The sequence below is a fragment of the Acinetobacter sp. S40 genome (assembly GCF_016624705.1).
Classification (GTDB): Bacteria; Pseudomonadota; Gammaproteobacteria; order Pseudomonadales; family Moraxellaceae; genus Acinetobacter.
In genome coordinates, this window is record NZ_JACVTU010000003.1 from 459,174 (window position 1) to 481,743 (window position 22,570).

The window sequence follows — 22,570 nt, forward strand, 5'->3', positions numbered from 1 at the left end:
AATTTGATAAACCTAAACAGGTAAAATTGCATAATCTAAAAAAAAAGTTGTGCTTTTCTAGAACTTATTTATAATGATATTTATCCATACAGACTTGTATGTATATTTATAATAATTTTAGAGTATTCCGTTCGTTATAACAAAGAGAGGATAGCGCAGAGCAAAACGATGACAGTATGTTTTCGGAGATTAGTACATAAGCCTCCACGTGCATGTACTAATGTATAAGAAGGCATAATCTTAATTATGCACATTCAGCTTTTTAAATAAATTTATTTTTATTCAAAAAGTTGCTTAGGTTTCAGACGCAAGCGTGAAATAATATAATGATAACGATAAAAAAATAATAATCACTCACGCTTTATTTCTTTATAGCTTTTGTTCAAACTCTATCAAGCGTTCAACTCTTGCCCAGTATTCATCAATTTTGACTGAATTTTTATCAATCTGAGCTTGCATAGTCATGCCATCCAGAATGCTTACTAACAAATTTGTAAGAGAAACTGGATTTTTAATTTGAAGTTGGCTTAGTAACCCAAGGATAATATTGGTTAGCCATTCTTTGTATTCAAGTGCAGGTCGAATAGTCGAAGGATAGATTTTAAAAACTTCTTCCACTGCTTTTTGAAACATACAACCGTTAAAATCAGCCGTATGAAACCAAGCGGAATACCAGAAATAAATAGCTTTAATGCGACCTAAATAGTCGTGTTCATCGCAAGCTGCTAAAGAAGCTGTTAAAGATTCTTGTAAGTTTATATTACGTTGATCCAGACATTCTTCTATCAACTTGGCTTTTGAAGGAAAGTATTTGTAAAAAGTCATTTTCGCTACGCCTGACTCTTGAATAATTCGATCCACGCCAACAGAATTATAACTATTGGCGTTAAAGAGTCGTAAGGCTGTATGAATAATGTCATCTTTTTTCGACATATTTTTAGATTCCTGCTAAATACATCATTTGGCGTACAGCGGCGATAACTAGATAATTTAGTTTAAATAATTTCGACAGTATAACATTTAAGTTTAAGCTTAAATGAAAATGTGATAAAAATTTAATCACTTAGCTTGTTCTGGGGGCTTATCAAAACACAAGTCTAGTGATGATACAAGAATGACTTTCTATATAAACAGGTATTTTTTATAACTAATTTATTCCTAAAAGTTTTTTTTACGATTCCTCTCTCTTCTCTATAGATTGGTTATTTCTTTTTTTATATACTGAATGCTCTGTATGTGAAAGAAAAATCTATGATTCACAATCTGTCATTTACGCAATCTGAACACTCACGCGCTGAGGCCATGGCTTTTATTAAAAATGCCATTCCTACGGATTTGTGGACATTTAATACAGAACTGGTTAGGCGTCTGAAAGTGGACATAGATGATCATGCTTTATTTGAACATCCGATTTTAAGCGATCTAAAAAGTCAAAAAATAAATTTTGAGCAATTAAAGATTATACATATCAATTACTTGAATTGTATTGTAAAAATTTTTACTGATGCATTAAGTATGCTGATCTTTCAAGCTCAACAGTTAGAAAGCAATACGAATATTCATCTTCATAATCGAATTTTATCAAAGATCTATGCACGTTATTTACTTTCACTCAATTTATTGGATGAGTTAGGTTTTGATACTGCTGATCTTCAGCAAAGTTCACCAGCAAAATCGCATCTTGCGTACTATCTAAAAATACTGGAAACCTTTGAAGTAGATCCTCTTTCACAAAACAGCATTGAACCTGAAGCTCTAGAGCTACAAAATTTTATTCGTGGGCACTATGATAGTTACATAGCATTATTGCTTATTTTGTCAATTACTGAAAAACAAGTTATCGTCTTTAGCGAAGCGTTGCATCTAAATTTGAAAAAATTTGGTGATATTTTTGATCAAGGTTATTACGCGTGTCATGGCTTAGCCAATGATGAGGATAATTTAGCCAATGATGATAATCATGCCAATGATCTCTGGATGCTTTGCATTCAGGCTATTAGCCCTGAAAGTGAAACTATTTTACGTGAAACCACACAAAATTATTTATCACTCTGGCAGGATTTCTGGACAAAAATGTATCAGATAACCTTAAACTCGATATAGATATAAATCGGGAAAGGGGTTTTATTAAGGAATTTTTTCAGCACATATAGAGCTATGCCAAGTTAAATCTGGCCCCCATGTTCGAAAGCCCTTGGTATCAATATGGATTTGTCCAGTACTGTATACGCCTAAACCCATATTATATTTTTGTCCTTCGGTTTGCCAAAATTTACATAATTTAAGCTTACTGTTGGTTATTTCAAGAGCCTCATTCGTATCAGGATTTTCTGAGCCTATCCGAAAATCAATTGCTGCATTTTGCATATGACTGGACGTTTTTGCTCCATTCACGCAGCTATTTAAAACTGGTGAGCGATAACTTGAGGTTAATTCAAAATTTTGCAAGACGTCACTTTTGATTAAAGTCGATAATAAGTTGAGCGTAGGAACAATATTTGCCCAAACGCTTTGTTCTGGCACGTCATATTGCTCATAATTGCAGTCTTGCCAGCCACGCGCTGAACGTAAGAATTCAAAATCAGGAACAACCAATTGTACGCCTTGCTGTTGTAAAAAGTTTTTATAGTTTTTGACTCTTTCAGCATTGTGTGGGTGTGCAATCCAGACAAAATAAGAAACGGGCGTTCTTTTATGAGTTTTTTGAGCTTCTGCTGGAATAGGCAATGGTTTTTTAGGAGATGAAAGTTGTGGAGACTGCTGGGTACAAGCTGTCAATCCAAGTATTAAAACACTAAGCCAAGATAGATATTTAGCAAGAATCATGGATACATCTTAAATTTTAATTAATGTTATAATATAACATTAATTGATTTGATGAAAGGTATAAAAATGATATTCATCATGCGAGCAATTTATAAAGATATCAGGTCAGTACATTATACTTCCCTGATTATCAATTAGTTTAATTCAAGTACAATTTTACCAATATGATCACTTTGCTCCATCAATGCATGGGCTTTAGCAACATCTTCAAATGCAAATTGTTTATGGATGATCGGCAAACTTTTACCTTGTTCCAATAAAGGCCAAACATTTTGTTTTAACGATTGAGTAATTTCAGCTTTTTCCTGATCAGTTCGGGCGCGCATGGTTGAACCTGTAACCTTTGCGCGTTTTAAAATAAGTTGTTGTAAATCAAATTCTTTTGCTATACGACCGCCCATAAACCCAAGAATAACTAAACGTCCATCTCGTTTTAGTAAATTCATATTTTGAGTAAAGTATTTTGCACCAACAATATCTAAAATGACATCGACACCTTTTTGATTGGTTTTTTCTCGAATAACGCTTTCAAAATCATCTTTTTTATAATTGATTGCGGTGGTCATGCCTTGGAGTTGGTTGACTTTATCATCATTACCAACCGTACAAAAAGTTGGAATGCCCAATGCGTGACAGAGCGATAAAGCTGTCGTTCCTATACCGCTTGCTCCGCCATGAATCAATGCAGTTTCACCTGTTTTTAGCTGACCAATGTCAAATAAATTTGCCCAAACCGTATAATATGTTTCAGGTATAGCTGCTGCCTGAACAAAGTTCAGATTTTCTGGGATAACAAGTGTTTGGCTTGCAGGGACTACACAGTATTCTGCATACCCCCCACCATTGGTGAGGGCACAAACTCTATCGCCAATTTTAAAATTCTGAACATCCTTACCGATTGCTACGACAATACCCGCAACTTCAAGTCCCGGAATAGGGGTAACACCTTTGGGCATAGGATATAAACCTTTACGTTGCAATACGTCAGGTCTATTAATGCCAGCAGCTTTAACCTGAATTAAGATTTCTCTGGATTCGGGTTGAGGAATTTCTGCTTCAGCAATTTTTAAAACCTCTGGTTCGCCTGATTCTGTAATTTCAATATGTCGCATGCGATTAGGCAATGTGGTCATGAAGATTCCTTTACGGTTTAAAAATTGATAAATATTGAATCGTTATAGATTAAGTATATGATTTAAATGCGTTAAGTAGAGATAAAAAATAATCTAGAGCCTTTAAAATAATATATTAAGGTGTCTATGCGAATGATAAGAGAAGTTTTTGTTATTGAATTATTGCTGTTCCTGTTTTATTGCAGATCATTTTATTGAGAAAATGGATTTAAAGAAGAAGAGAAAAAGCTTTTAAATGATAATAATTATCATTACAATTAATTATTGAATAATTTAATGATCAATCACAATTAAAGATAGAGCAGGTAAAAATGAATAATATTAAAGTGTTATTTTTAAGTTATATGTTGCTACAAATGGCATTTATGATGATTCTTCCTGTGATTGGGCCTGTAATCAGAACGCAAGGTTTACAAGAGTGGCATGCGGGTTTGATTGTTAGCCTTTCAGGTTTTTTCTGGATGTTAAGTGCAAAATTTTGGGGGCAGCGGAGTGATGAAATAGGCCGTAAGAAAGTTTTATTGCCGCTCACATTGGGATTTTTTATCTTTTATATGATTTGGGCTGTTTTTATTGGTTACACACTTCAACATCCTCTTAGTATTTTGACCATGTTACTGGTTATGTTGATTTTACGCTGTATTATTGCTTCGTTTTTCTCAGGTATTAATCCAGTGATGGTAGGCTATATTGCAGATCATTATGAGCCAGCAGAACGTGCTTCAAAGATTGCTATGTTGGGTGCAGCAGCAGGTATTGCTATTTTTCTTGGGCCTTTTGTCGGTGGACTACTTTCTAGTTTTGACTTAAGTTTCGCTTTTTATTTTGCAGCTATCCTCCCTTTATTTGCCCTTATGTTGACTCATTTTAAAGTGCAAGAAAGTGACAAACTTATTTCAAATGTTACTGAAAAAACCAGCTTAAAGATGAGCGATTCGCGGATATGGTTTGAAGTATTGGTGATGTTTTTGACTATGAACTGTATTTTTACCTTCAATATGTGTATCGGTTTCTTTAGCAAAGACCACTTACATCTGGCAACGCAGCAACAAAGTGCAGCTGTTGCAGGCATGACCTTGAGCGCGGTTGGTTTGACTTTAATTATTGTACAAGTGCTGATTTCTAAATTAAAACCCAATCGACATCTATTTTTATTGGGCATAGGGATGCTATGCATGGCATTGGGCACAATTATGTTTACCCTTACCCATGGATTATTCTTCTTTATTCTCAGTGCTGTGATTATGGGTGTTGGTGGCGGTTTAATTATGCCTATGGTCAATACGATCACTTCGCTAGCGGTCGACGCGCATGAACAGGGAGCTGCATCAGGCTTAATTTCTGCTGCCCAAGGAATGTCGATGCTGGTTTCACCCTTCATTGCAACTCTGCTTTATCACTATAAAAATGAACTACCTTACTGGATTGCAGCAGTTTTACTCTTGTTGTCGCTCATTTTTATCCCTAAGCGTATCAATATTCAAACTAAATGGATTGCATCGAATCAATAGAAATCCCTGATCGTTTTCAATAAAAACAAAAGAATTTATCGGATTCTTAGTTTTTATTGAAAAAATTAAGCTGTTTTTAATAATAATGAGAATCATTTTTAAAAATAATATACAATTCCTTACAAGAAGATTGATCCTTTTTCTCTGATTCAAACGTCTTAGTTAATACAAATGCAGTTTTCATCCTATTAAGCATGCTTTAAAGGGGAAGCGGGATGAAAATTATTTGATCAATATTGATACCGATTTAAGTGAATGTAATGATAGAACAACCGTTAAATGTTGAAAAAAAATCTCGAACTCTCCCAAAAAATACGAAATGGTTTGTGCTACTCCTTGTGGTTATATTGGCGATCGCATTGGCAGTTTATTGGTGGAAATCCAGTCAGGTTCCTGTACAAGAATACAGTCAATGGAGCAAGCCAGTTCCAGTCAGAGTGATACCTGTACAGCAGACTGACATGCAGCTAGAAATTAAAGCCATAGGCACAGTTGTCCCAACACATTTGGTTAAAGTTCAAAGTCAGGTGTCAGGTGTTCTACAAAAGATCTATTTTAAAGATGGGCAATATGTAACCAAGGGTCAGCTTTTAGCGCAAATTGATCCAGCGCCATTTCAAGTTGCTTTAGCGCAAGCACAAGGCACACAACAGCAAAATCTTGCTCAATTACGTAATGCTGAAAGTGAACTTACGCGTTATCAATTACTATTTAAACAAGATTCTATCGCCAGACAACAAGTTGAACAACAACAAGCCTTGGTCAATCAGCTTAAAGGTCAGATTCAGGCGAATCAGGCGCAAGTTGATGCAGCAAAATTGCAACTCGCCTATACCAGAATTTATGCACCAATTGAAGGGCGAGTGGGCTTTAAACAAAAGGATGCGGGAAACTTAATTCAAGCCAATGAAGAAGCAGGATTGGTGAGTATTACGCAGGTACATCCGATTTATGTACAATTTTCAGTTGCGGAAAATTATTTGGATACTTTACGCGCAAGTATACAAAAAAACCAACACGTTCAAGTAACTGCTTGGGATCGCTCGGAAAAACAACAACTTGCTATTGGTCATGTAGAAGCACTTGATAATCAAATTGATACAAATACAGGCACTTTAAAAATCAAAGCTGTGTTTGAAAATCGTGATGATGCCTTATTCCCAAATCAGTTTGTCAATGTGCGCTTAAATGCGCAGACCATTCAAAATGCAGTCAATATTCCAACAGATGCGATTCAAAACGGTGCTAAAGGTACATATGTCTATATTATTAATCAGGATAATAAAGCTGAAATCCGTATGCTTAAATTAGGCATTACTTCTAATGGACAGACGGAAATTTTAGACGGATTAAAAGGCAATGAACGGGTGGTTTTAGAGGGTATAGATCGTCTTTCTGAAGGAAAAGAAGCTCAAATTGTTCAAGATGGAATGATTTCATCCAAAACAGCAAAAACAGGACGTGGTTAAGTCCAATGAATATTTCCCGTTTCTTTATTCTGCGACCTGTTGCCACCACTTTATTGATGCTGGCCCTTTTATTTAGCGGCTTGCTTATTTGGCGTTTTTTACCTGTTTCGGCATTACCGCAAGTCGATTATCCTATTATTCAGGTCTATACTTTTCAACCAGGTGCTAATCCAGATACGGTTCAAAGAACGATTACAGCACCACTCGAACGTGAAATGGGCAAAATTGCTGGACTCAAGCAGATGTCCTCAAACAGTTCTGTCGGTGCGTCTGTCATTACTTTACAGTTTGAATTGAGTGCTGAGTTAGGTGTAGTTGAACAAGAAGTTCAGTCGGCATTGAGTACCGCAAGTAGTAAATTGCCCAATGATCTACCGACGCCACCTGTCTACCGAAAAGTAAACCCGGCCGATGTGCCTGTGATTACTTTAGCAATTAGTTCAGACACACTACCTTTAACTACTGTTTATGACATGGTAGATACCCGAATTGCACAGAAATTGTCGCAGTTGTCAGGGGTAGGCATGGTGAGTCTTGCAGGTGGGCAGCGTCCTGCTATACGTGTTCAAATGAACCCAACAGCATTGGCAGCTTATAAAATGAGTGCTGAAGACGTTCGTTCAGCGATTAATTCTGCTAATGCTAACCAGCCTAAAGGCAGTTTTGATGGTCCATATCGAACTACGATGCTGGATGCAAATGACCAGATTCGATCGATTGCTGACTATGAAAATTTGATTTTGCGCTGGAATAATGGTGCTCCAATCCGCCTCAAAGATGTTGCTCAGATTCAGGAAGGAAGCGAAGACCGTTATATGGCAGCTTGGGCAGATAGCCAGTCTGCTATTTTAGTGAATGTACAACGCCAGCCTAATGCCAATGTGATTCAGGTTGCAGATCAAATCAAGAAAATTTTGCCTGAACTGCAAAAGAATCTACCTGAAAATGTGAAAATTCGAGTTTTGACTGATCGTACTGAAAGCATTCGTAGTTCAATTCGTGATGTGCAAAAGGAACTGGTTTTTGCAGTGTGCCTCGTGGTGATGGTGACTTTCCTTTTCTTAAGGAATTTGTCAGCTACCATCATTCCAAGTATTGCGGTGCCACTCTCAATTATTGGTACTTTTGTACTGATGTATTTCCTGGGTTTTTCTGTAAACAACTTGACACTGATGGCGCTGACCATTGCTACTGGTTTTGTGGTCGATGATGCGATTGTAATGCTAGAAAATATTACAAGGCATCGGGAGGCAGGTGAGAATTTACTACAAGCAGCACTCAAAGGTTCTAAAGAAATTGGATTTACCCTTATTTCCTTAACCATCTCCTTAATTGCAGTATTGATTCCATTACTATTTATGGGAGATGTTGTTGGACGGTTATTTCATGAGTTTGCAGTCACTTTAGCCGCAGCGATTGCACTTTCTTTAGTGGTGTCTTTAACTCTGACGCCAATGATGTGTGCCTATTTGCTCAAAGAAAATAAACACATTCAAACGAATAGTCGCTGGAGTCTGGATCATATTATTAATCGCTATGCACGCGCTTTAGAATGGGTGTTTAAACATCAGCGCTTGATGCTTGCGGTTATGCTAAGTACGGTGATTTTGGCTGGAGTTTTGTATTGGGTTATTCCCAAAGGCTTTTTCCCTGTACAGGATAGCGGCGTGATTCAAGTGGTCACTGAAGCACCAGATGATATTTCTTTTCAGGCTATGAGTGAACGTCAGCAAAATTTAGCAGCACAGATTTTAAAAGATCCAGCAGTTGCAAGTTTGTCCTCATTTATTGGTATAGATGCCAATAATCCTAAATTGAGTAATGGACGTATTTTAATTAATTTAAAACCTCATGCTGAACGAGATTCAGCACAGCAGGTGATAGATCGCTTACGAAATCAACTTGTACAGGTACATGGGATTCATGGCTGGATGCAACCTGTTCAGGAACTTAGTATTGAAGATAAAATTAGTCGTACACAATATCAACTTAGTCTGAGTGCGGCGAAAACGTTAGATCTGCAACAATGGACCCCTATGTTGGTGGAGGCTTTAAGACAGCAACCTGAATTTTCAGATGTGACCAGTGAAGATGGTGGGCAAGCCTTACAAGCATATATTGATATAGATCGAGATACAGCAGCACGTTTAGGACTTTCTGTTGAAGACATTAGTTTGGCATTGCAGAATTTATTTGCACAGCGTCAGATTGCTACTTTATATACGCAATCAAATCAATATCGAATTGTACTTGAACTTAATCCAACGCTCACTCAAGGTCTCGATGCTTTAAACCAGACATATATTCACAATGCCAACGGTGAAGCCATACAACTCAGTGCTATCGCAAGTATTGAACAGAAAAGAGTCGCCAGTGTTTTACAACAACAATCGCAATTTCCTGCAACTACCATTTCTTTTAATTTGGCTCAAGGCGTTTCACTAGGTGCAGCAATACAGGCCATTGATCGGGTGGAACGGGAGTTAAAATTGCCTGCTGAAATTAATCTTAATTTACAAGGCGCTGCTGCGGCTTTTGAAAATTCACTGCAACATACATTGTGGTTGGTGATTGCGGCTATTGTAACGATGTACATTGTACTGGGAATATTGTATGAGAGCTTTATTCACCCCATTACAATTTTGTCCACGCTGCCTTCTGCTGCTATTGGTGCATTATTAGCGCTCTTTATGGTGAATCAGCCCCTCGATATGATTGCGCTAATCGGGATTATTTTACTGATTGGTTTGGTCAAAAAAAATGGCATCATGATGGTGGATTTTGCATTGGCAGCACAACGTAATGAAGGTTTAACTCCTGAACAAGCGATTTATCAGGCTGCCTTAATGCGTTTTAGACCTATTCTGATGACCACGCTGGCAGCTCTTGTCGGTGCAATTCCTTTAATGCTGGCCTCTGGTTCAGGTGCTGAATTACGTCAACCGTTAGGAATAGTTATGGTTGGGGGGCTAATCCTGAGTCAAGTCCTCACTTTATTTACCACACCTGTCGTTTATCTATTCTTTGATCGATTACAACGACTGTATTCGCAGCAGAAAAAAACGATTGAACCGATTGATAAGTCGGGAGCAATCCATTGAATATTTTTGCTTTATTTGTTCATCGTCCGGTTGCGAGTGTACTACTGGCGATTGCGATTAGCTTATTGGGTATATTGGCATATTTTCGTTTACCTGTGGCAGCTTTGCCTCAAGCGGATATTCCAACCATCGTAGTACGTGCAAGTTTACCCGGGGCTAGCCCTGAAAGTATGTCTGCTACAGTCGCGACCCCCTTGGAGCGTGCCATGATGGGGGTGTCTGGAGTCAAAGCAATTAATTCATCGAGTAGTCAAAACTCGACACAGGTGATTCTGCATTTTGATCTGGATACAGATATTAATGAAGCTGCGCGAGAAGTGCAGGCAGCTATTAATGCAGCGATATCTCAGTTGCCATCAGGTATGCCTAGTCCTCCCGAATACTTCAAGATTAACCCGAGTCAAAGTCCAATTTTTTATCTTGCACTTAGTTCCAAGTATTTATCTGCAGGTAAACTTTATGAATTGGCAACTCACCAATTGCAACCCAATCTAGCCCAAGTCAGTGGTGTGGGAGAAGTTGAAATTGATGGTGCTTCATTGCCTGCGGTTCGTGTGGTGTTAAATCCAAATGCTTTGATGTCTCAAGGGATATCTTTGGAACAAGTGCGAGAGGCTGTTGAAAAAAGTAACGTTGTTCAGTCGCTAGGAGTAATTGAGAATAAAAAAAATCGCTGGCAAGTGGCACTTTCAAGCCATTTAAAGGATGCTCAAGATTTTGCAAATTTAATTATCCATCAAACACCGCAAGGTATCGTTAGACTTAAAGATGTCGCCGAAGTGGAGGATTCTGTTGAAAATCGGTATGTCAGCGGTTTTCATAATGGTGAGCCTGCGGTAATTATTAAAATTAGCCGACAACCTAATGCTAATACCATCGCAACGATTGAAAAAATTAAAGCAAGGCTACCCGAATTAAACGCTCTGATACCTGCGGATGCTCAGTTGACAACGGTTATGGACGGTTCAAAAATTATTCATGCAGGGTTAAAAGAAGCGCGTGATACGTTACTTTTTTCCATAATGTTAGTCGTAATCGTAGTCGCACTTATGTTGGGACGATTACAAAGTGCGATTGTGCCGACAATTGCTATGTTAGTTACGTTAATTGGTGCAACAAGCTTAGTTTATCTGGCGGGTTTTTCTCTTAATAATTTATCCATTATGGCAGTCATTGTGGCAATTGGACTCGTAGTAGATGATGCCATCGTGGTACTTGAAAATATTGAACGACACATCGAACAGGGACAAAGTCCATTTAATGCGGCTATACAAGGAGTCCGGGAGGTTGGATTCACGTTAGTCGCCATGAATTTAGCGCTCATTGTTATTTTTATTTCAGTGCTATTTATGGGAGGAGTGATTGAACGGCTATTTCGTGAATTTTCTCTGACACTGGTTTTTATTGTTATTCTTTCTGTTTTTGTTTCTCTGGTTTTGACCCCCAGTTTATCGGCACGCTGTCTGAAACCTTTAAATACACAGAACGATCAAGCGTTCTATCGCTATAGCCAGCAGATGATGCAAAGTTTAACTCATCATTATATCCAATCACTGCAATGGATCATACGTCATGCATATTTGGTGATATTGCTTTGGCTAGGTGCGATAGCAGGCTCTGTTTATTTATATCAGAATTTGCCTAAACGGGTTTTACCTGAACAAGATACAGGGCGTATTGAATCTTTTATCCGGGGGGATGATGGTTTCTCTTTTCAAATTATGCAACCCAAGATTACGACATTTAGCCAAAGTTTATTAGCGGATCCCGCAATAAAAGATGTAATTGGAACCTCTGGGGGCGCGGGTGGAACGACTAACTCTTTCTTTATGGTTAGCTTAAAGCCAAAAGCAGAGCGCGAAGGAAAAACTACACATGAAATTGCTGAACGAATTCGCCAGAATGCTCCGTGGTTAGCAGGCGCTATTTTTTCGGCAAGAGTACAGCAAGACCTAGAGCTGGATGATCCATTTTCTGGAAATAGTGGTCAGGATTATATGCTGTTATTACAATCAGATGATGTTGCATTACTTCGAAAATGGGCACCTAAAGTTGCACAAGCAATGCAAAAATTACCCGAACTTGAAGAAGTGGAAACGCTTGGCGATGAAGGGGCACAACACGTCACGCTAGATATTGATCGTGAAGCAGCACGGCGACTAGGCGTTAATATCGAAAGTATTTCAAGCGTGCTGAACAATTCATTTTCGCAACGACAAATTTCGACTATTTATGATCAGACTAATCAATTTCATGTAGTCATGGAAGTTGATAAACGTTTTACAGAAAACCCTGAGTCACTGGCAAATGTAAAGGTTCCTAATCAAAATGGTGAATATGTTCCGTTGACTAATTTTGCTACATGGTCTTATGGGATCACCAATGATCGCGTATATCGACGCAATCAATATGCTGCAATGGGGATTGGTTATGTACTCAAACATGGCTATACCACTGAGCAAGCTAATACGGCAATTCGTGGTGTATTGCCACAAGTTATGCTTCCGAATCAAATTTTTGTCGCCACAGATAAAGATGTGGAGGCTGAAAGTTTACAAGCGGGTTTAAGTACACCTGTTTTGCTTGTAGCGGTCATTGTGCTGATTTTTATCGTCTTAGGTGTGACCTATGAAAGCCTGATTCATCCATTCACTATATTATCGACTGTTCCAGCTGTGGCTTTAGGGGGGGTATTAACGCTTTGGCTATTTAACTTTGAATTTACCCTGATTGCTTTACTCGGTATGTTTTTGCTGATCGGCATTGTAGTAAAAAATGCCATTTTAATGATCGATTTTACCTTGCAGCAACGTCGTTTGGGGAAAACAGCATTTGAATCAATTTTATCTGCTGCTGCATTACGTTTTCGTCCTATTTTAATGACGAATACCGCAGCTTTACTAGGAGCTATTCCATTGGCACTCAGTGCAAGTGAAGGTTCTGAATTGCGTCAGCCTTTAGGCGTGGTCATTGTGGGTGGTTTGGCCTTAGGTCAGCTATTAACCCTGTATACCACACCTGTGATGTATTTGCTTTTAGAGAGACTGACTCAGATGCTTAAACAATTCAACATTACCAAGGCCTTTGGCTATAAAAATAGATAGGAAAATAGAAACGTGATAATTTCAGTTTTATCTAAACATATAATAATTTTTGGCGGGGCATTGTTATTGATTGGGTGTGGCTCAAATACCGTGACACGTCCACCAGTGTATCATCAACCTCTGATTCAGGCAGATATACATTATAAATATGCAGATCTAGATTGGGTGCAAACTCAAAATTTGGTAATAAACAGATCTCAGTGGTGGCAACTTTATCATGATGCTCAACTGAATAGTTTGATTGAGCAACTGGATGCAGAAAACCTTACATTAAAGCAGGCTGAAGCACGTTATCGCAGTGCGAATGCTTTACTCGATGTACAACGTGCGGCACGGTTACCGACGTTAAGTATAGAAAGTGGAGCAAATCGTAACGGCAGTAAAAACAGTGAAGTGAATAATCAATTTAGCGCTGCTATACAAGCAAGCTGGGTACCGGATTTATGGGGGCGGGTTGCTAAGAGCATTGAAGCGCAACAAGCTAATCTCGACGCTTCACAGGCTGACTTAGCCGCGGTTAAACTCAACCAGCAGCTTTTAGCTGCCCAAAGTTACTGGAATATTCGACTACTGGATTTACAGCTTGATGTACTTAAGCAAACAGAACAAAGCTATGGACGATCTGTTCAGATTTTAAATAATCAATATCAGGCAGGCATGATTGCCCGTGCCGATGTCATTCAGGCAGAAACTCAGCTTAAACAAGTTGAAATTCAACGAATTGAACGACAACGTGAACGCAATTTACAAGAAAATATACTTGCTGTATTACTGGGTCAAACCGTCGCAAAGTTTCAACTCGCCAAGCAACCCTATCAATTTCATGTGCCTAGGATTCCTTTAGAGATACCAAGTCGTTTACTCGTACAACGACCAGATGTGATTCGTAGTGAACGAGAATTGGCTACCATGCATGCACAGCTTGGGCTGGCACAAACAGCATGGCTTCCTGATGTCAGTATTGGTTTAAACGCAAGCGCCAATAGCAATTTATTTTCACAGCTTTTTCAATCACCTAATTATCTTTGGTCGATGGGATTGAGTACCGTAGCGACAGTATTTGAAGGTGGAAAACGAAAAGCTGAAATAGATCAGGCACAGGCCAATTATGACGAAAAGTTAGCAGCTTATAAGCACGCAGTTTTAACAGGGTGGAAAGAGGTTGAGGATAGCTTGTTGCAATCCACAAGTTTAAGTCAACAAGCGATTCAACAAGTCCAATTACTCAATCTAGCCAGTGAAAATGAACGTGTCGTGACTCAGCGTTATAATTCGGGGCTGGTGAGTTATTTAGAAGTTGTCACGGCTCAAAACCTGCGTTTACAAGCTGAACAAGAACGACTTGAATTACAACAGCGGCAGTTAATGAATTCAATGCAATTAATTGCAGCATTAGGAACAGGATGGGACCTCGAATAGTGTAGTAAAAATTAATGTTAATTAAAATTGATAGTAATTCTCATTACTGATACATTAGCCACATTTCTGACGATGTGGCGTTACTCTCATGACGGCAAATCAACAAATTATCACCCACTATATAGCAGAGCTATATAAAGCTCACTATGGCTGGTTATATGGTTGGTTGTATAAAAAACTAGGCTCGGCTGAAAATGCCGAAGATGTCTTGCAGGATACATTTACTAAACTGATCCGTAGTCAGGGATTACTAGAAATTCAACAGCCCAAGGCATATTTAACCACCACGGCAAAACGAATTTTAATTGATCGGGCGCGGCATCAAAAAATAGAACAGGCATATCTGGAATATTTAACTCAGCAAAATTTAACCTACGATATTAGTCCAGAACAAACGATACTCGCGATTGATATACTGAATACACTTGCACAAGTTCTGGATGGGTTGGCTGAACGACAACAACTTGCATTTCTCATGCATTATATTGATGACTTAAGTCTAGTCGATATTGCACATCAATTAAACGTCAGTACTAAAACCGTTCACCATGATTTAGTTAAAGCATTAAGCCATTGTTATGCTGTGTTAAAATCAGATCTATAAATCTATCCTTATAATAAGACGAATTTTCATGTCAAAACTTGACCAACAACTTGTAGATGAAGCAGCAGAATGGTTGATCACATTAAGTTCAGGACATTATTCTCAGGATGATTTGGCCCAATTAGAAAGCTGGAAACAACAAAGTCCTGAACACTTAAAAACCTTTGAAGAGCTACAACAATTTTTAAATCAAATGGATGTACTCAAGGCGCAAAGTGTTCGATCCCAACATCCAATTATTCAAAATAATATTTTAAGAAAAAGAAGCACCAAGAAGAAATCAGCAAGTTTGTTGTGGGGAAGCAGTTTAATCATTGCTGTGATCACTGCTTGGATTGTTTCGCAACTGCCTTATCAGCGCTGGAATGCAGATCATTCTACTCAAGCACAGCAATGGCAGAATAATATTCTGTCTGATCAAAGCTCAATTCAGATGGCAGGACAAACGGCTTATAATCTGCAATACAACCTTGATCAACGAAAGATACATTTGTTTGAAGGTAATATTCTGGTTAATGTTGCCAAAGATCATGCACGGCCTTTCGTGGTTGATTTAGGTGATATTCAAGTACAGGCACTTGGGACAAAATTTATTGTCAACTACGATCATAATCAGGTTCGTGTTAGCATGATTGAATCAAAAACCAAGATTTATTCATTGCATCATCACTTTGAACCTATTGTGCTTGAAACTGGTCAAAGATTTAATTTCAATGGTGAGCAAATTCAAATAGAAAGCATTCATCCAGATGTTTTACAAAAATCTTGGCAAAGTAAAAAATTAGTTGTGAATGATATGGCGCTAGATCAGGTATTAGACATGCTGGAAAGCTACCAATCTAGTAAATACATTTATAGTCGCAAAATATTAAGCCAATACCGAGTTAATGCGGTATTACCTCTGGATGATCCTGATTCAGCCATGCAATTATTGAAAGATCAACTTCGTCTAGATACTTATGCTGTTGGTGGTTTATTCACTGTAATTAAAAAAAATTAAAAACAATATCAAATTTTTTTCCTGTTTTAATTTCTGAAACGTCTTAGTTAATAGGCAAATATAAATGATGTAAGGAAATTAAAATGGGGTCTATTCGTCGTCCATTTCTCAATCCAAAACCTTTGGTTTTAGCGATTCATATAGCGACTTTCTCAATTGCTGCATTGCCACTGCTTGCTCATGCAGCTCCAACACAGGTCAATATACCCGCTGGAAATCTGGCGCAGGTACTTAACCGTTATGCGTTGGAACAAGGGGTTAATATTATTTTTGACAGTACCTTGCTGTCTGGTATTAAAAGTCAGGGAATACAAGGTAGTTATGAAATTAATGACGGTTTTACAGAGTTATTAAAGAATACCAATTATCAAATAAAACAAACATCAAACGGTTATCGTTTAGAAAAAAGGGCAGTGAATGCCAAAAAAGAAGAAGTTGTTAAATTAACTCCATTACAGTCCAAGGCAAATCAGCTTAAACGCACTGGCTTGGCGGGAACTTCAGGGTCTGTATTACCCACGATTACTTTAGAGGCCGAAAATCAGGATGCGCCATTAAAGCGTATCAATACCGTTGGGGTATTAGGCAATAAAAGTGTAATTGATACACCCTACTCAATTACCACGAAGACAGCAGAAGAGATTGAAACCAGACAAACAAACTCTTTAGGTAAAATTTTTGTAGGTGATCCAAGTATTGTCACAGAAGTTAATTCATATAGCAGTGGATGGAGCACACCAGTTTCAATTCGTGGTTTAAAGCTTGATGAAACGAATGGTTATAAAGTGAATGGTTATTCGGTCAGTGCATGGGGAGGAGAATTCCCTGTTGAGCTTGCCCAGAATGTAATGGCTTTAAAAGGTTTATCAGGCTTAATGTATGGTTTTGCAACACCTGGTGGGATTATCAATTATCAAACGAAACAACCTACTGAAGAAAACCTTCTAAGTACAAAAATAGGTTATCGAAGCGCTGGTATCTTATCTGCGAGTTTGGATGCAGGTGGCCGAGTCGGAGAGGATAAACAATTTGGCTATCGGTTCAATATCGTTAAGGAAAAAGGTGAGACTTATAATGGTTCAGATGCTGACAATTTAGCAACGGCATTAGCACTTGATTATCGTATTTTGCCAAATTTAGTGTGGAAAGGGGAGATTCTTTATCAAGATCGACATTTAGATAATGAAGCCTCAATGTTTTCATGGTGGGGGTTTGAAGGTAATAAGCTTCCAAAACCTATTGATGGTAGTGATAAACATATCGTAAAAGGTGCATTTTATACGATTCATTCTGCACTTGCACAGACGGGATTGTATTGGCAAATTAATGATGACTGGAAAGCTGAAATTACTCAGGCAAGAACTAGAAATCGTAATTTTGTGAATAAGACTTTTGCCTATATTTTGAATGAACAAGGTGATTATTCAATAAACATGTACCAATTAGGCGGGGAAAGCGTTCGTGATACCAGTCAATTAATGATAAGTGGTTTATTTAATACAGGTTTTATCAAGCATGATTTAGTTTTTGGTGGATCTTTTGAAAAAAAAGAAATGCGTGATGGAAACTATAACTGGGACGCGAATGTTGCTACAGGCAATATTTATCAACCACAAACCACTTACTATGATAAACCGATGGACTTTACTCAAACAGATTCGGGAAATATTTATCAAAAACAAGTTTTTGCAAGTGATACGTTAAGTCTTAATGACCATTGGCAAGCAATTATCGCTGGACGTTATATCAACTATAATAATCAGGCGAATACCTATCAAAAAGAAGTCGTTACACCAACCTATGCTTTAATTTATAAACCAATTGAAGATTGGTCATTTTATGCAAGTTATTCAGAAGCATTGGAAGAAGGTAAAAAAGTCACAAGTGGTTCTGGTCAGCAATATGCAAATGAAGGTCAATATTTAGATCCAACCATTAGTAAACAGTATGAAATTGGAACGAAATATCAACAAGATCGATGGCATGCATCCGCTGCTTTATACCGGTTAGAACGTATGGCGACAATCGATGAAACGGTAAATGGTCAGCTTTACCTTACTCAAAATGGTGAAACTGTTTATCAAGGGTTTGAATTGATGGGGGGATATAAATTTACCCCAGATTTAACTATAAATGCGGGGATCAACTTAAATGATCCTAGTATTGAAAAAGTAAGTGAGGCCAATGCAGCCATTAAAGGTAAACGCCCATCAGGAGCTTCAAAGATCCAAGCCGTAGTTCAGGCTGATTGGAACATCCCTTATATGGAAGGCTTAAGTGTACATGGCGATGTACGTCATTATGGTGATACTTGGTATGATGATGAAAATACCATTAAATTTGATGATTACACCTTGGTTAATATTGGTGGTGGCTACCAGACCCGTATTTCAAATAAACCAGTAACTTTCAGAGCTGATATTAATAATTTACTTAATAAAAAATACTGGATGAACTCAGGGGCAGGTGAACCTATTACTTTTGTTTTAAGTGCTAAAGTGGACTGGTAAATGAACATATTGTGGATTAATTTACTATTATTGGCTCATTGGCTTTAAAATTAACGTGGTAAATTAATCTTAGGTAAAAACGAAGGAGCTTTACTAGCTCCTTTGTTTTTTATATTTATCAATTTAAGCTGCGTCTTTTGGCTTAACCATATTATCAATCGCTAATATCTCAGCAATCACTTCATCCGATAAAAGTTGTTCTTCACGAATTAAACTAAGAACACTTAAACCCGATTCGTTGGCAGTTTTGGCGATGCGAGTGGTGGTTTCATAACCTAAATAAGGGTTTAATGCAGTCACGATCCCAATCGAGTTTTCAACTTGTTCTTTGCAGTGTTCAGCATTAGCAGTCACAGTATCAATACATTTGGTTTTAAACATAACCAATGCACGCGATAAGAGCTCAATTGATTCAAACAATTTAAACGCAATTAAAGGTTCCATTGCGTTCAACTGTAACTGGCCAGCTTCAGCAGCCAACGTGACCGCTAGATCATTGGCAATGATCTGGAAACAGACTAAGTTCATTGCTTCAGGAATGACTGGATTGACTTTACCTGGCATAATTGAACTACCTGGTTGGCGTGGTTCCAGATTAATTTCATTAATGCCAGTGCGTGGACCACTGGACAATAAACGTAAGTCATTTGCAATCTTGGAAAGTTTGGTAGCAGTACGTTTAAGTAAACCAGATAAAAGTACAAAATCGCCCATATCTGAGGTAGCTTCAATCAAATCAGGTGCAGATTTAATATCTTTTTGACTAATTTCAGACAACGCCTGAATTGCAAGTTGGGTATAACGATATTCAGTATTAATGCCTGTACCAATCGCTGTACCACCTAAATTCATATAGTTTAGTGTGTCTGGGGCAATACTATTAATCTTGGCTAAATCTTTTTCAAGGGTTGCAGCAAAGGCATGGAATTCCTGACCTAATGTCATGGGTACTGCATCCTGAAGTTGGGTACGTCCCATTTTCAAAATATGAGAAAACTCCTGACCTTTAGCACGTAAACTTACAATAATATCTTCAAATGGTTTATTTAGATCATCTAAACTAAAAAGTAATCCTAAACGAATTGCAGTAGGGTAGACATCATTCGTTGATTGCGACATATTTACATCGTTATTTGGATGCAAATATTGATATTCACCCTTTTTATGATTTAAAGATTCCAGTCCTATATTTGCAATTACTTCATTGGCATTCATATTGGTTGAAGTACCTGCACCACCTTGAATCATATCAATAGGGAATTGCTCGTGAAATGACCCATTTATAAGACGTTCACAAGCATATTTAATGGCTTCAAGTTTTGTATTATCTAATTTACCCAATTGATTATTTGCCTGCGCACAAGCGAATTTAACCATTGCTAAAGATTTAATTAAATGAGGGAACTGTTCGATTTTATTTGAACTTAAGTTAAAGTTTTCTATGGCTCTTAAAGTTTGAATTCCAAAATAACATTGAGTGGGTACTTCACGAAAACCTAAAAGATCTTTTTCTGTACGTGTTAAAATTTCGGCGTTCATTTTTTGGTCTATCTAGAGGAGATAATTCATCATAAAATTGGTAAGAAATAATTTCTAATGCATAGATTAAATTTACTATGCAAATTTTGCATACTGTGATTATAATCTTGCGATCTTACATTAAGACCATACAAATGAGCCTAGAAATTCGTTGGATTGAAGATCTATTAACCCTTGAACAAGAGCGCTCCATTTCTAAAGCAGCAGAACGTCGATTTGTTAGTCAATCTGCATTTACGAGAAGAATTCAACAGCTCGAACAAGCTTTAGGGTTTCCTATTTTAGATAGAGATAGCAGACATCTTGAGTTTACCGATGCTGGCCAAATCTTGCTCGCAACCGCTAAAAGTATTGAAGATCAATTACAAGCAACATTAGCTTTATTAAATAATTTAAACAAAACAAAAGAAGTTACTGTTCGTTTTGCTGTGGTTCACTCTCTTAGTTCTACTTTTTTTTCAAATTTTATTCAGATTTTCCCAGAGCATCTTCAGGGATTTAAAATTGAATTAATTGCGGCAAATGTTGGCGAGGGATTTAAACTATTAAAAGAAGGTGCATGTGATTTTCTTATTGGATATAATGACCATAATAAACTTAGCCAAATAAATAGAGACATTATTGATTATTTAAAGCTGGGGCAAACTGATATTATTCCTGTATGTATAATAAATAAAGATGGTGAAGCCAAGTTTGATATAAATAAAAATTTCCCCTTACTTTCTTATAGTAAAAATGCTTATCTTAGAAATTTAGTGGATCAGGTGATTGTTAATCAATTGGAATATCGAATATTATATGAAACCGATCATGCAAATAATTTAAAAGATTTTGTTATGCAGGGCGCTGGAATCGCATGGTTACCTAGAATTACGATAGAAGATGAGTTGTCAATGAATAAGGTCAAAATTCTTGCAGATAATAAATTCAGTATCCAGCAAAAAATTTTTATTTTAAGGAATAAATTAAATAAAGATGCATCCTTGCAGCAAATCTGGGCTTTTTTAAAAAATGTTCAACTATAATTGAAAAATAAATTTTTCCAATTTAATTGTTTAGAGGTATTTAAAACCATTTGGTTATAATAACTAAGTCTAGAAGATCATAGACTTATTTTTACTGAATGGTTGATTTTATAAATGCATTAAAAAAAACGTCTAAATTACGACTAAAATTATGACAGTAGCATATTGATTTTAAAAAAATAAGTATTCTAGAATGCAGATAGTTTTATCGCTGATCTGAGCTTTTATTTCTTTTATTGCATAGTTGATGGTTGAATACATACTTTATGTCAAACAAATATTCCAAGTTTTTTCCAAATCATGATGAATTTAGTCTAGATAATTTTCCCTATTATTGGATTACGCAAGTCTATGGTCTGTATGTTGCCAAAATGGATAACTCTTTAAAAAAATATGGTTTGGATAATTCCAGACGACGTATTTTATTAGCAGCCCATCTTCATCCTCATGCAAGCGTTTCGGATCTTTCGGAAACCACGTTGATAAAAATATCAACTACAACCAAAATTCTCATCCGCTTACGTGAGGAATGTTTAATTGAGACGATGTTATGTCCCAATGACAATCGAGTTACTCGTGTCAAATTAACGTCTAAAGGGGAACAAATGGTCAATAAAATCAATGAAATGACGGTTGTATTATTTGATGATAGTTTTAAAGGCTTAAAACCTTCAGATATTGAACGTTTAAATGATTCGTTGAAAATAATAAAGACAAATCTGGAATAGTTTGAAGATTTTATTGTTCATAATGAGTCATTCTTAGAACTGGGTCATTATGAACATCATTGGCATGATATGAAGCCATCCAATAACTCATAAAATTAATGATAATTAGATTATTTAGAAAGCTTCATAATCAATATGTACTTATATCAGGAACGTTTGCAGAATTTATGATAGTTGAAGCTCTTAATAAAGCCACAAAAGTTGAAATATAAAAGTATTAACAATCAAATTCGGGCCTTACTCGCTGAATGTGCTGACAATGCACAAGAAGTAGAGATTCAGTTTGTAGAGTCACAGACAAAGTTCGGTGCACAGATGCAAGTGTTTAGCGTTAAACCGTTGCCAAAAAAGAATCCTGACGGATCACAGCAGCCACAAAAGCCTTAATAATCAAAGGCTTAAAATACATAACTTCGCATAATTAAATCAGCATTATGTTACATAGCCGATTTGCAACAATGGTCATGTGCAAATCGGCGTTATTTAATATAGTGCGCATTATGCGAATCTCGAAGCTACTGTCTCCAGTAGCTTTTTTTGGAGAGTAGGAAAGTACGACTTGTTTAAAATGTCGTACTTAACTCCCATATTTAGGAGTTTT

Annotated in this window: 16 protein-coding genes; 12 read left to right on the forward strand and 4 right to left on the reverse strand. The window is 37.1% G+C overall.

All coding sequences use genetic code 11. The annotated features are described in order from the left end of the window. Positions 1–369 precede the first annotated feature (369 nt). Entirely contained in the window at positions 370–933 is a 564-nt protein-coding gene (locus IAE19_RS07220; RefSeq protein ID WP_200460253.1) for a TetR/AcrR family transcriptional regulator, read from the reverse strand. Positions 934–1,251: 318 nt separating this feature from the next. Between IAE19_RS07220 and IAE19_RS07225 the strand changes: the two genes are divergently transcribed. After that, a complete protein-coding gene (locus tag IAE19_RS07225) occupies positions 1,252–2,103 on the forward strand; it encodes a hypothetical protein (RefSeq protein ID WP_200460254.1) in 852 nt (283 codons plus the stop codon). Between the two features lie 24 nt (positions 2,104–2,127). Here the strand turns inward: IAE19_RS07225 and IAE19_RS07230 are convergent, their stop codons facing one another. After that, positions 2,128–2,826 (reverse strand): YcbK family protein, encoded by a 699-nt coding sequence (locus IAE19_RS07230; RefSeq protein WP_200460255.1) that lies wholly within the window; start codon positions 2,824–2,826, stop codon positions 2,128–2,130. Positions 2,827–2,960: 134 nt separating this feature from the next. Then, entirely contained in the window at positions 2,961–3,959 is a 999-nt protein-coding gene (locus IAE19_RS07235; RefSeq protein ID WP_200460256.1) for an NAD(P)H-quinone oxidoreductase, read from the reverse strand. Positions 3,960–4,270: 311 nt separating this feature from the next. Between IAE19_RS07235 and IAE19_RS07240 the strand changes: the two genes are divergently transcribed. The 8 genes from IAE19_RS07240 (at position 4,271) to IAE19_RS07275 (ending at position 18,677) form a co-directional block, all read left to right on the forward strand. Continuing rightward, complete coding sequence (locus IAE19_RS07240; RefSeq protein ID WP_200460257.1) at positions 4,271–5,470, forward strand: MFS transporter; 1,200 nt, start codon at positions 4,271–4,273, stop codon at positions 5,468–5,470. Positions 5,471–5,730: 260 nt separating this feature from the next. Continuing rightward, complete coding sequence (locus tag IAE19_RS07245; RefSeq protein WP_200460258.1) at positions 5,731–6,939, forward strand: efflux RND transporter periplasmic adaptor subunit; 1,209 nt, start codon at positions 5,731–5,733, stop codon at positions 6,937–6,939. 5 nt (positions 6,940–6,944) lie between these two features. Beyond that, complete coding sequence (locus IAE19_RS07250) at positions 6,945–10,040, forward strand: multidrug efflux RND transporter permease subunit (RefSeq protein ID WP_200460259.1); 3,096 nt, start codon at positions 6,945–6,947, stop codon at positions 10,038–10,040. Further along, entirely contained in the window at positions 10,037–13,144 is a 3,108-nt protein-coding gene (locus IAE19_RS07255) for an efflux RND transporter permease subunit (protein ID WP_200460260.1), read from the forward strand. Before IAE19_RS07250 ends, IAE19_RS07255 begins: the two co-directional genes overlap by 4 nt. Positions 13,145–13,156: 12 nt before the next feature. Then, positions 13,157–14,563 carry an efflux transporter outer membrane subunit gene (locus tag IAE19_RS07260; protein WP_320159390.1) on the forward strand — a complete coding sequence of 469 codons (1,407 nt, stop codon included), beginning with the start codon at positions 13,157–13,159 and terminating at the stop codon, positions 14,561–14,563. A gap of 88 nt (positions 14,564–14,651) precedes the next feature. Continuing rightward, the gene (locus IAE19_RS07265; protein WP_200460261.1) at positions 14,652–15,167 is read left to right on the forward strand and encodes an RNA polymerase sigma factor; all 516 of its coding nucleotides are present in this window, start codon (positions 14,652–14,654) and stop codon (positions 15,165–15,167) included. A 28-nt stretch (positions 15,168–15,195) separates the two neighbouring features. Further along, positions 15,196–16,167, forward strand: coding sequence for a FecR family protein (locus IAE19_RS07270; RefSeq protein WP_200460262.1), 972 nt, complete (start codon positions 15,196–15,198; stop codon positions 16,165–16,167). A gap of 83 nt (positions 16,168–16,250) precedes the next feature. Further along, positions 16,251–18,677 (forward strand): TonB-dependent siderophore receptor, encoded by a 2,427-nt coding sequence (locus tag IAE19_RS07275; RefSeq protein WP_200460263.1) that lies wholly within the window; start codon positions 16,251–16,253, stop codon positions 18,675–18,677. A 123-nt stretch (positions 18,678–18,800) separates the two neighbouring features. Here the strand turns inward: IAE19_RS07275 and IAE19_RS07280 are convergent, their stop codons facing one another. Next, positions 18,801–20,216, reverse strand: a complete 1,416-nt coding sequence (locus IAE19_RS07280; RefSeq protein ID WP_200460264.1) for an aspartate ammonia-lyase — start codon at positions 20,214–20,216, stop codon at positions 18,801–18,803. Between the two features lie 134 nt (positions 20,217–20,350). On the opposite strand from IAE19_RS07280, the gene IAE19_RS07285 reads away from it, so the two are divergent. The 3 genes from IAE19_RS07285 (at position 20,351) to IAE19_RS07295 (ending at position 22,356) form a co-directional block, all read left to right on the forward strand. Beyond that, positions 20,351–21,241, forward strand: a complete 891-nt coding sequence (locus tag IAE19_RS07285; protein WP_200460265.1) for a LysR substrate-binding domain-containing protein — start codon at positions 20,351–20,353, stop codon at positions 21,239–21,241. A gap of 266 nt (positions 21,242–21,507) precedes the next feature. After that, positions 21,508–21,969 (forward strand): MarR family winged helix-turn-helix transcriptional regulator, encoded by a 462-nt coding sequence (locus tag IAE19_RS07290; RefSeq protein WP_200460266.1) that lies wholly within the window; start codon positions 21,508–21,510, stop codon positions 21,967–21,969. A 201-nt stretch (positions 21,970–22,170) separates the two neighbouring features. Continuing rightward, the gene (locus IAE19_RS07295) at positions 22,171–22,356 is read left to right on the forward strand and encodes a hypothetical protein (protein ID WP_200460292.1); all 186 of its coding nucleotides are present in this window, start codon (positions 22,171–22,173) and stop codon (positions 22,354–22,356) included. Positions 22,357–22,570: the final 214 nt, after the last annotated feature.

What these genes read in the sequence shown, in the direction of transcription:
- IAE19_RS07220 (WP_200460253.1), bottom strand. Translation starts at nt 933, where the DNA reads ATGTCGAAAAAAGATGACATTATTCATACAGCCTTACGACTCTTTAAC.
- IAE19_RS07225 (WP_200460254.1), top strand. Translation starts at nt 1,252, where the DNA reads ATGATTCACAATCTGTCATTTACGCAATCTGAACACTCACGCGCTGAG.
- IAE19_RS07230 (WP_200460255.1), bottom strand. Translation starts at nt 2,826, where the DNA reads ATGATTCTTGCTAAATATCTATCTTGGCTTAGTGTTTTAATACTTGGA.
- IAE19_RS07235 (WP_200460256.1), bottom strand. Translation starts at nt 3,959, where the DNA reads ATGACCACATTGCCTAATCGCATGCGACATATTGAAATTACAGAATCA.
- IAE19_RS07240 (WP_200460257.1), top strand. Translation starts at nt 4,271, where the DNA reads ATGAATAATATTAAAGTGTTATTTTTAAGTTATATGTTGCTACAAATG.
- IAE19_RS07245 (WP_200460258.1), top strand. Translation starts at nt 5,731, where the DNA reads ATGATAGAACAACCGTTAAATGTTGAAAAAAAATCTCGAACTCTCCCA.
- IAE19_RS07250 (WP_200460259.1), top strand. Translation starts at nt 6,945, where the DNA reads ATGAATATTTCCCGTTTCTTTATTCTGCGACCTGTTGCCACCACTTTA.
- IAE19_RS07265 (WP_200460261.1), top strand. Translation starts at nt 14,652, where the DNA reads ATGACGGCAAATCAACAAATTATCACCCACTATATAGCAGAGCTATAT.
- IAE19_RS07270 (WP_200460262.1), top strand. Translation starts at nt 15,196, where the DNA reads ATGTCAAAACTTGACCAACAACTTGTAGATGAAGCAGCAGAATGGTTG.
- IAE19_RS07275 (WP_200460263.1), top strand. Translation starts at nt 16,251, where the DNA reads ATGGGGTCTATTCGTCGTCCATTTCTCAATCCAAAACCTTTGGTTTTA.
- IAE19_RS07280 (WP_200460264.1), bottom strand. Translation starts at nt 20,216, where the DNA reads ATGAACGCCGAAATTTTAACACGTACAGAAAAAGATCTTTTAGGTTTT.
- IAE19_RS07285 (WP_200460265.1), top strand. Translation starts at nt 20,351, where the DNA reads ATGAGCCTAGAAATTCGTTGGATTGAAGATCTATTAACCCTTGAACAA.
- IAE19_RS07290 (WP_200460266.1), top strand. Translation starts at nt 21,508, where the DNA reads ATGTCAAACAAATATTCCAAGTTTTTTCCAAATCATGATGAATTTAGT.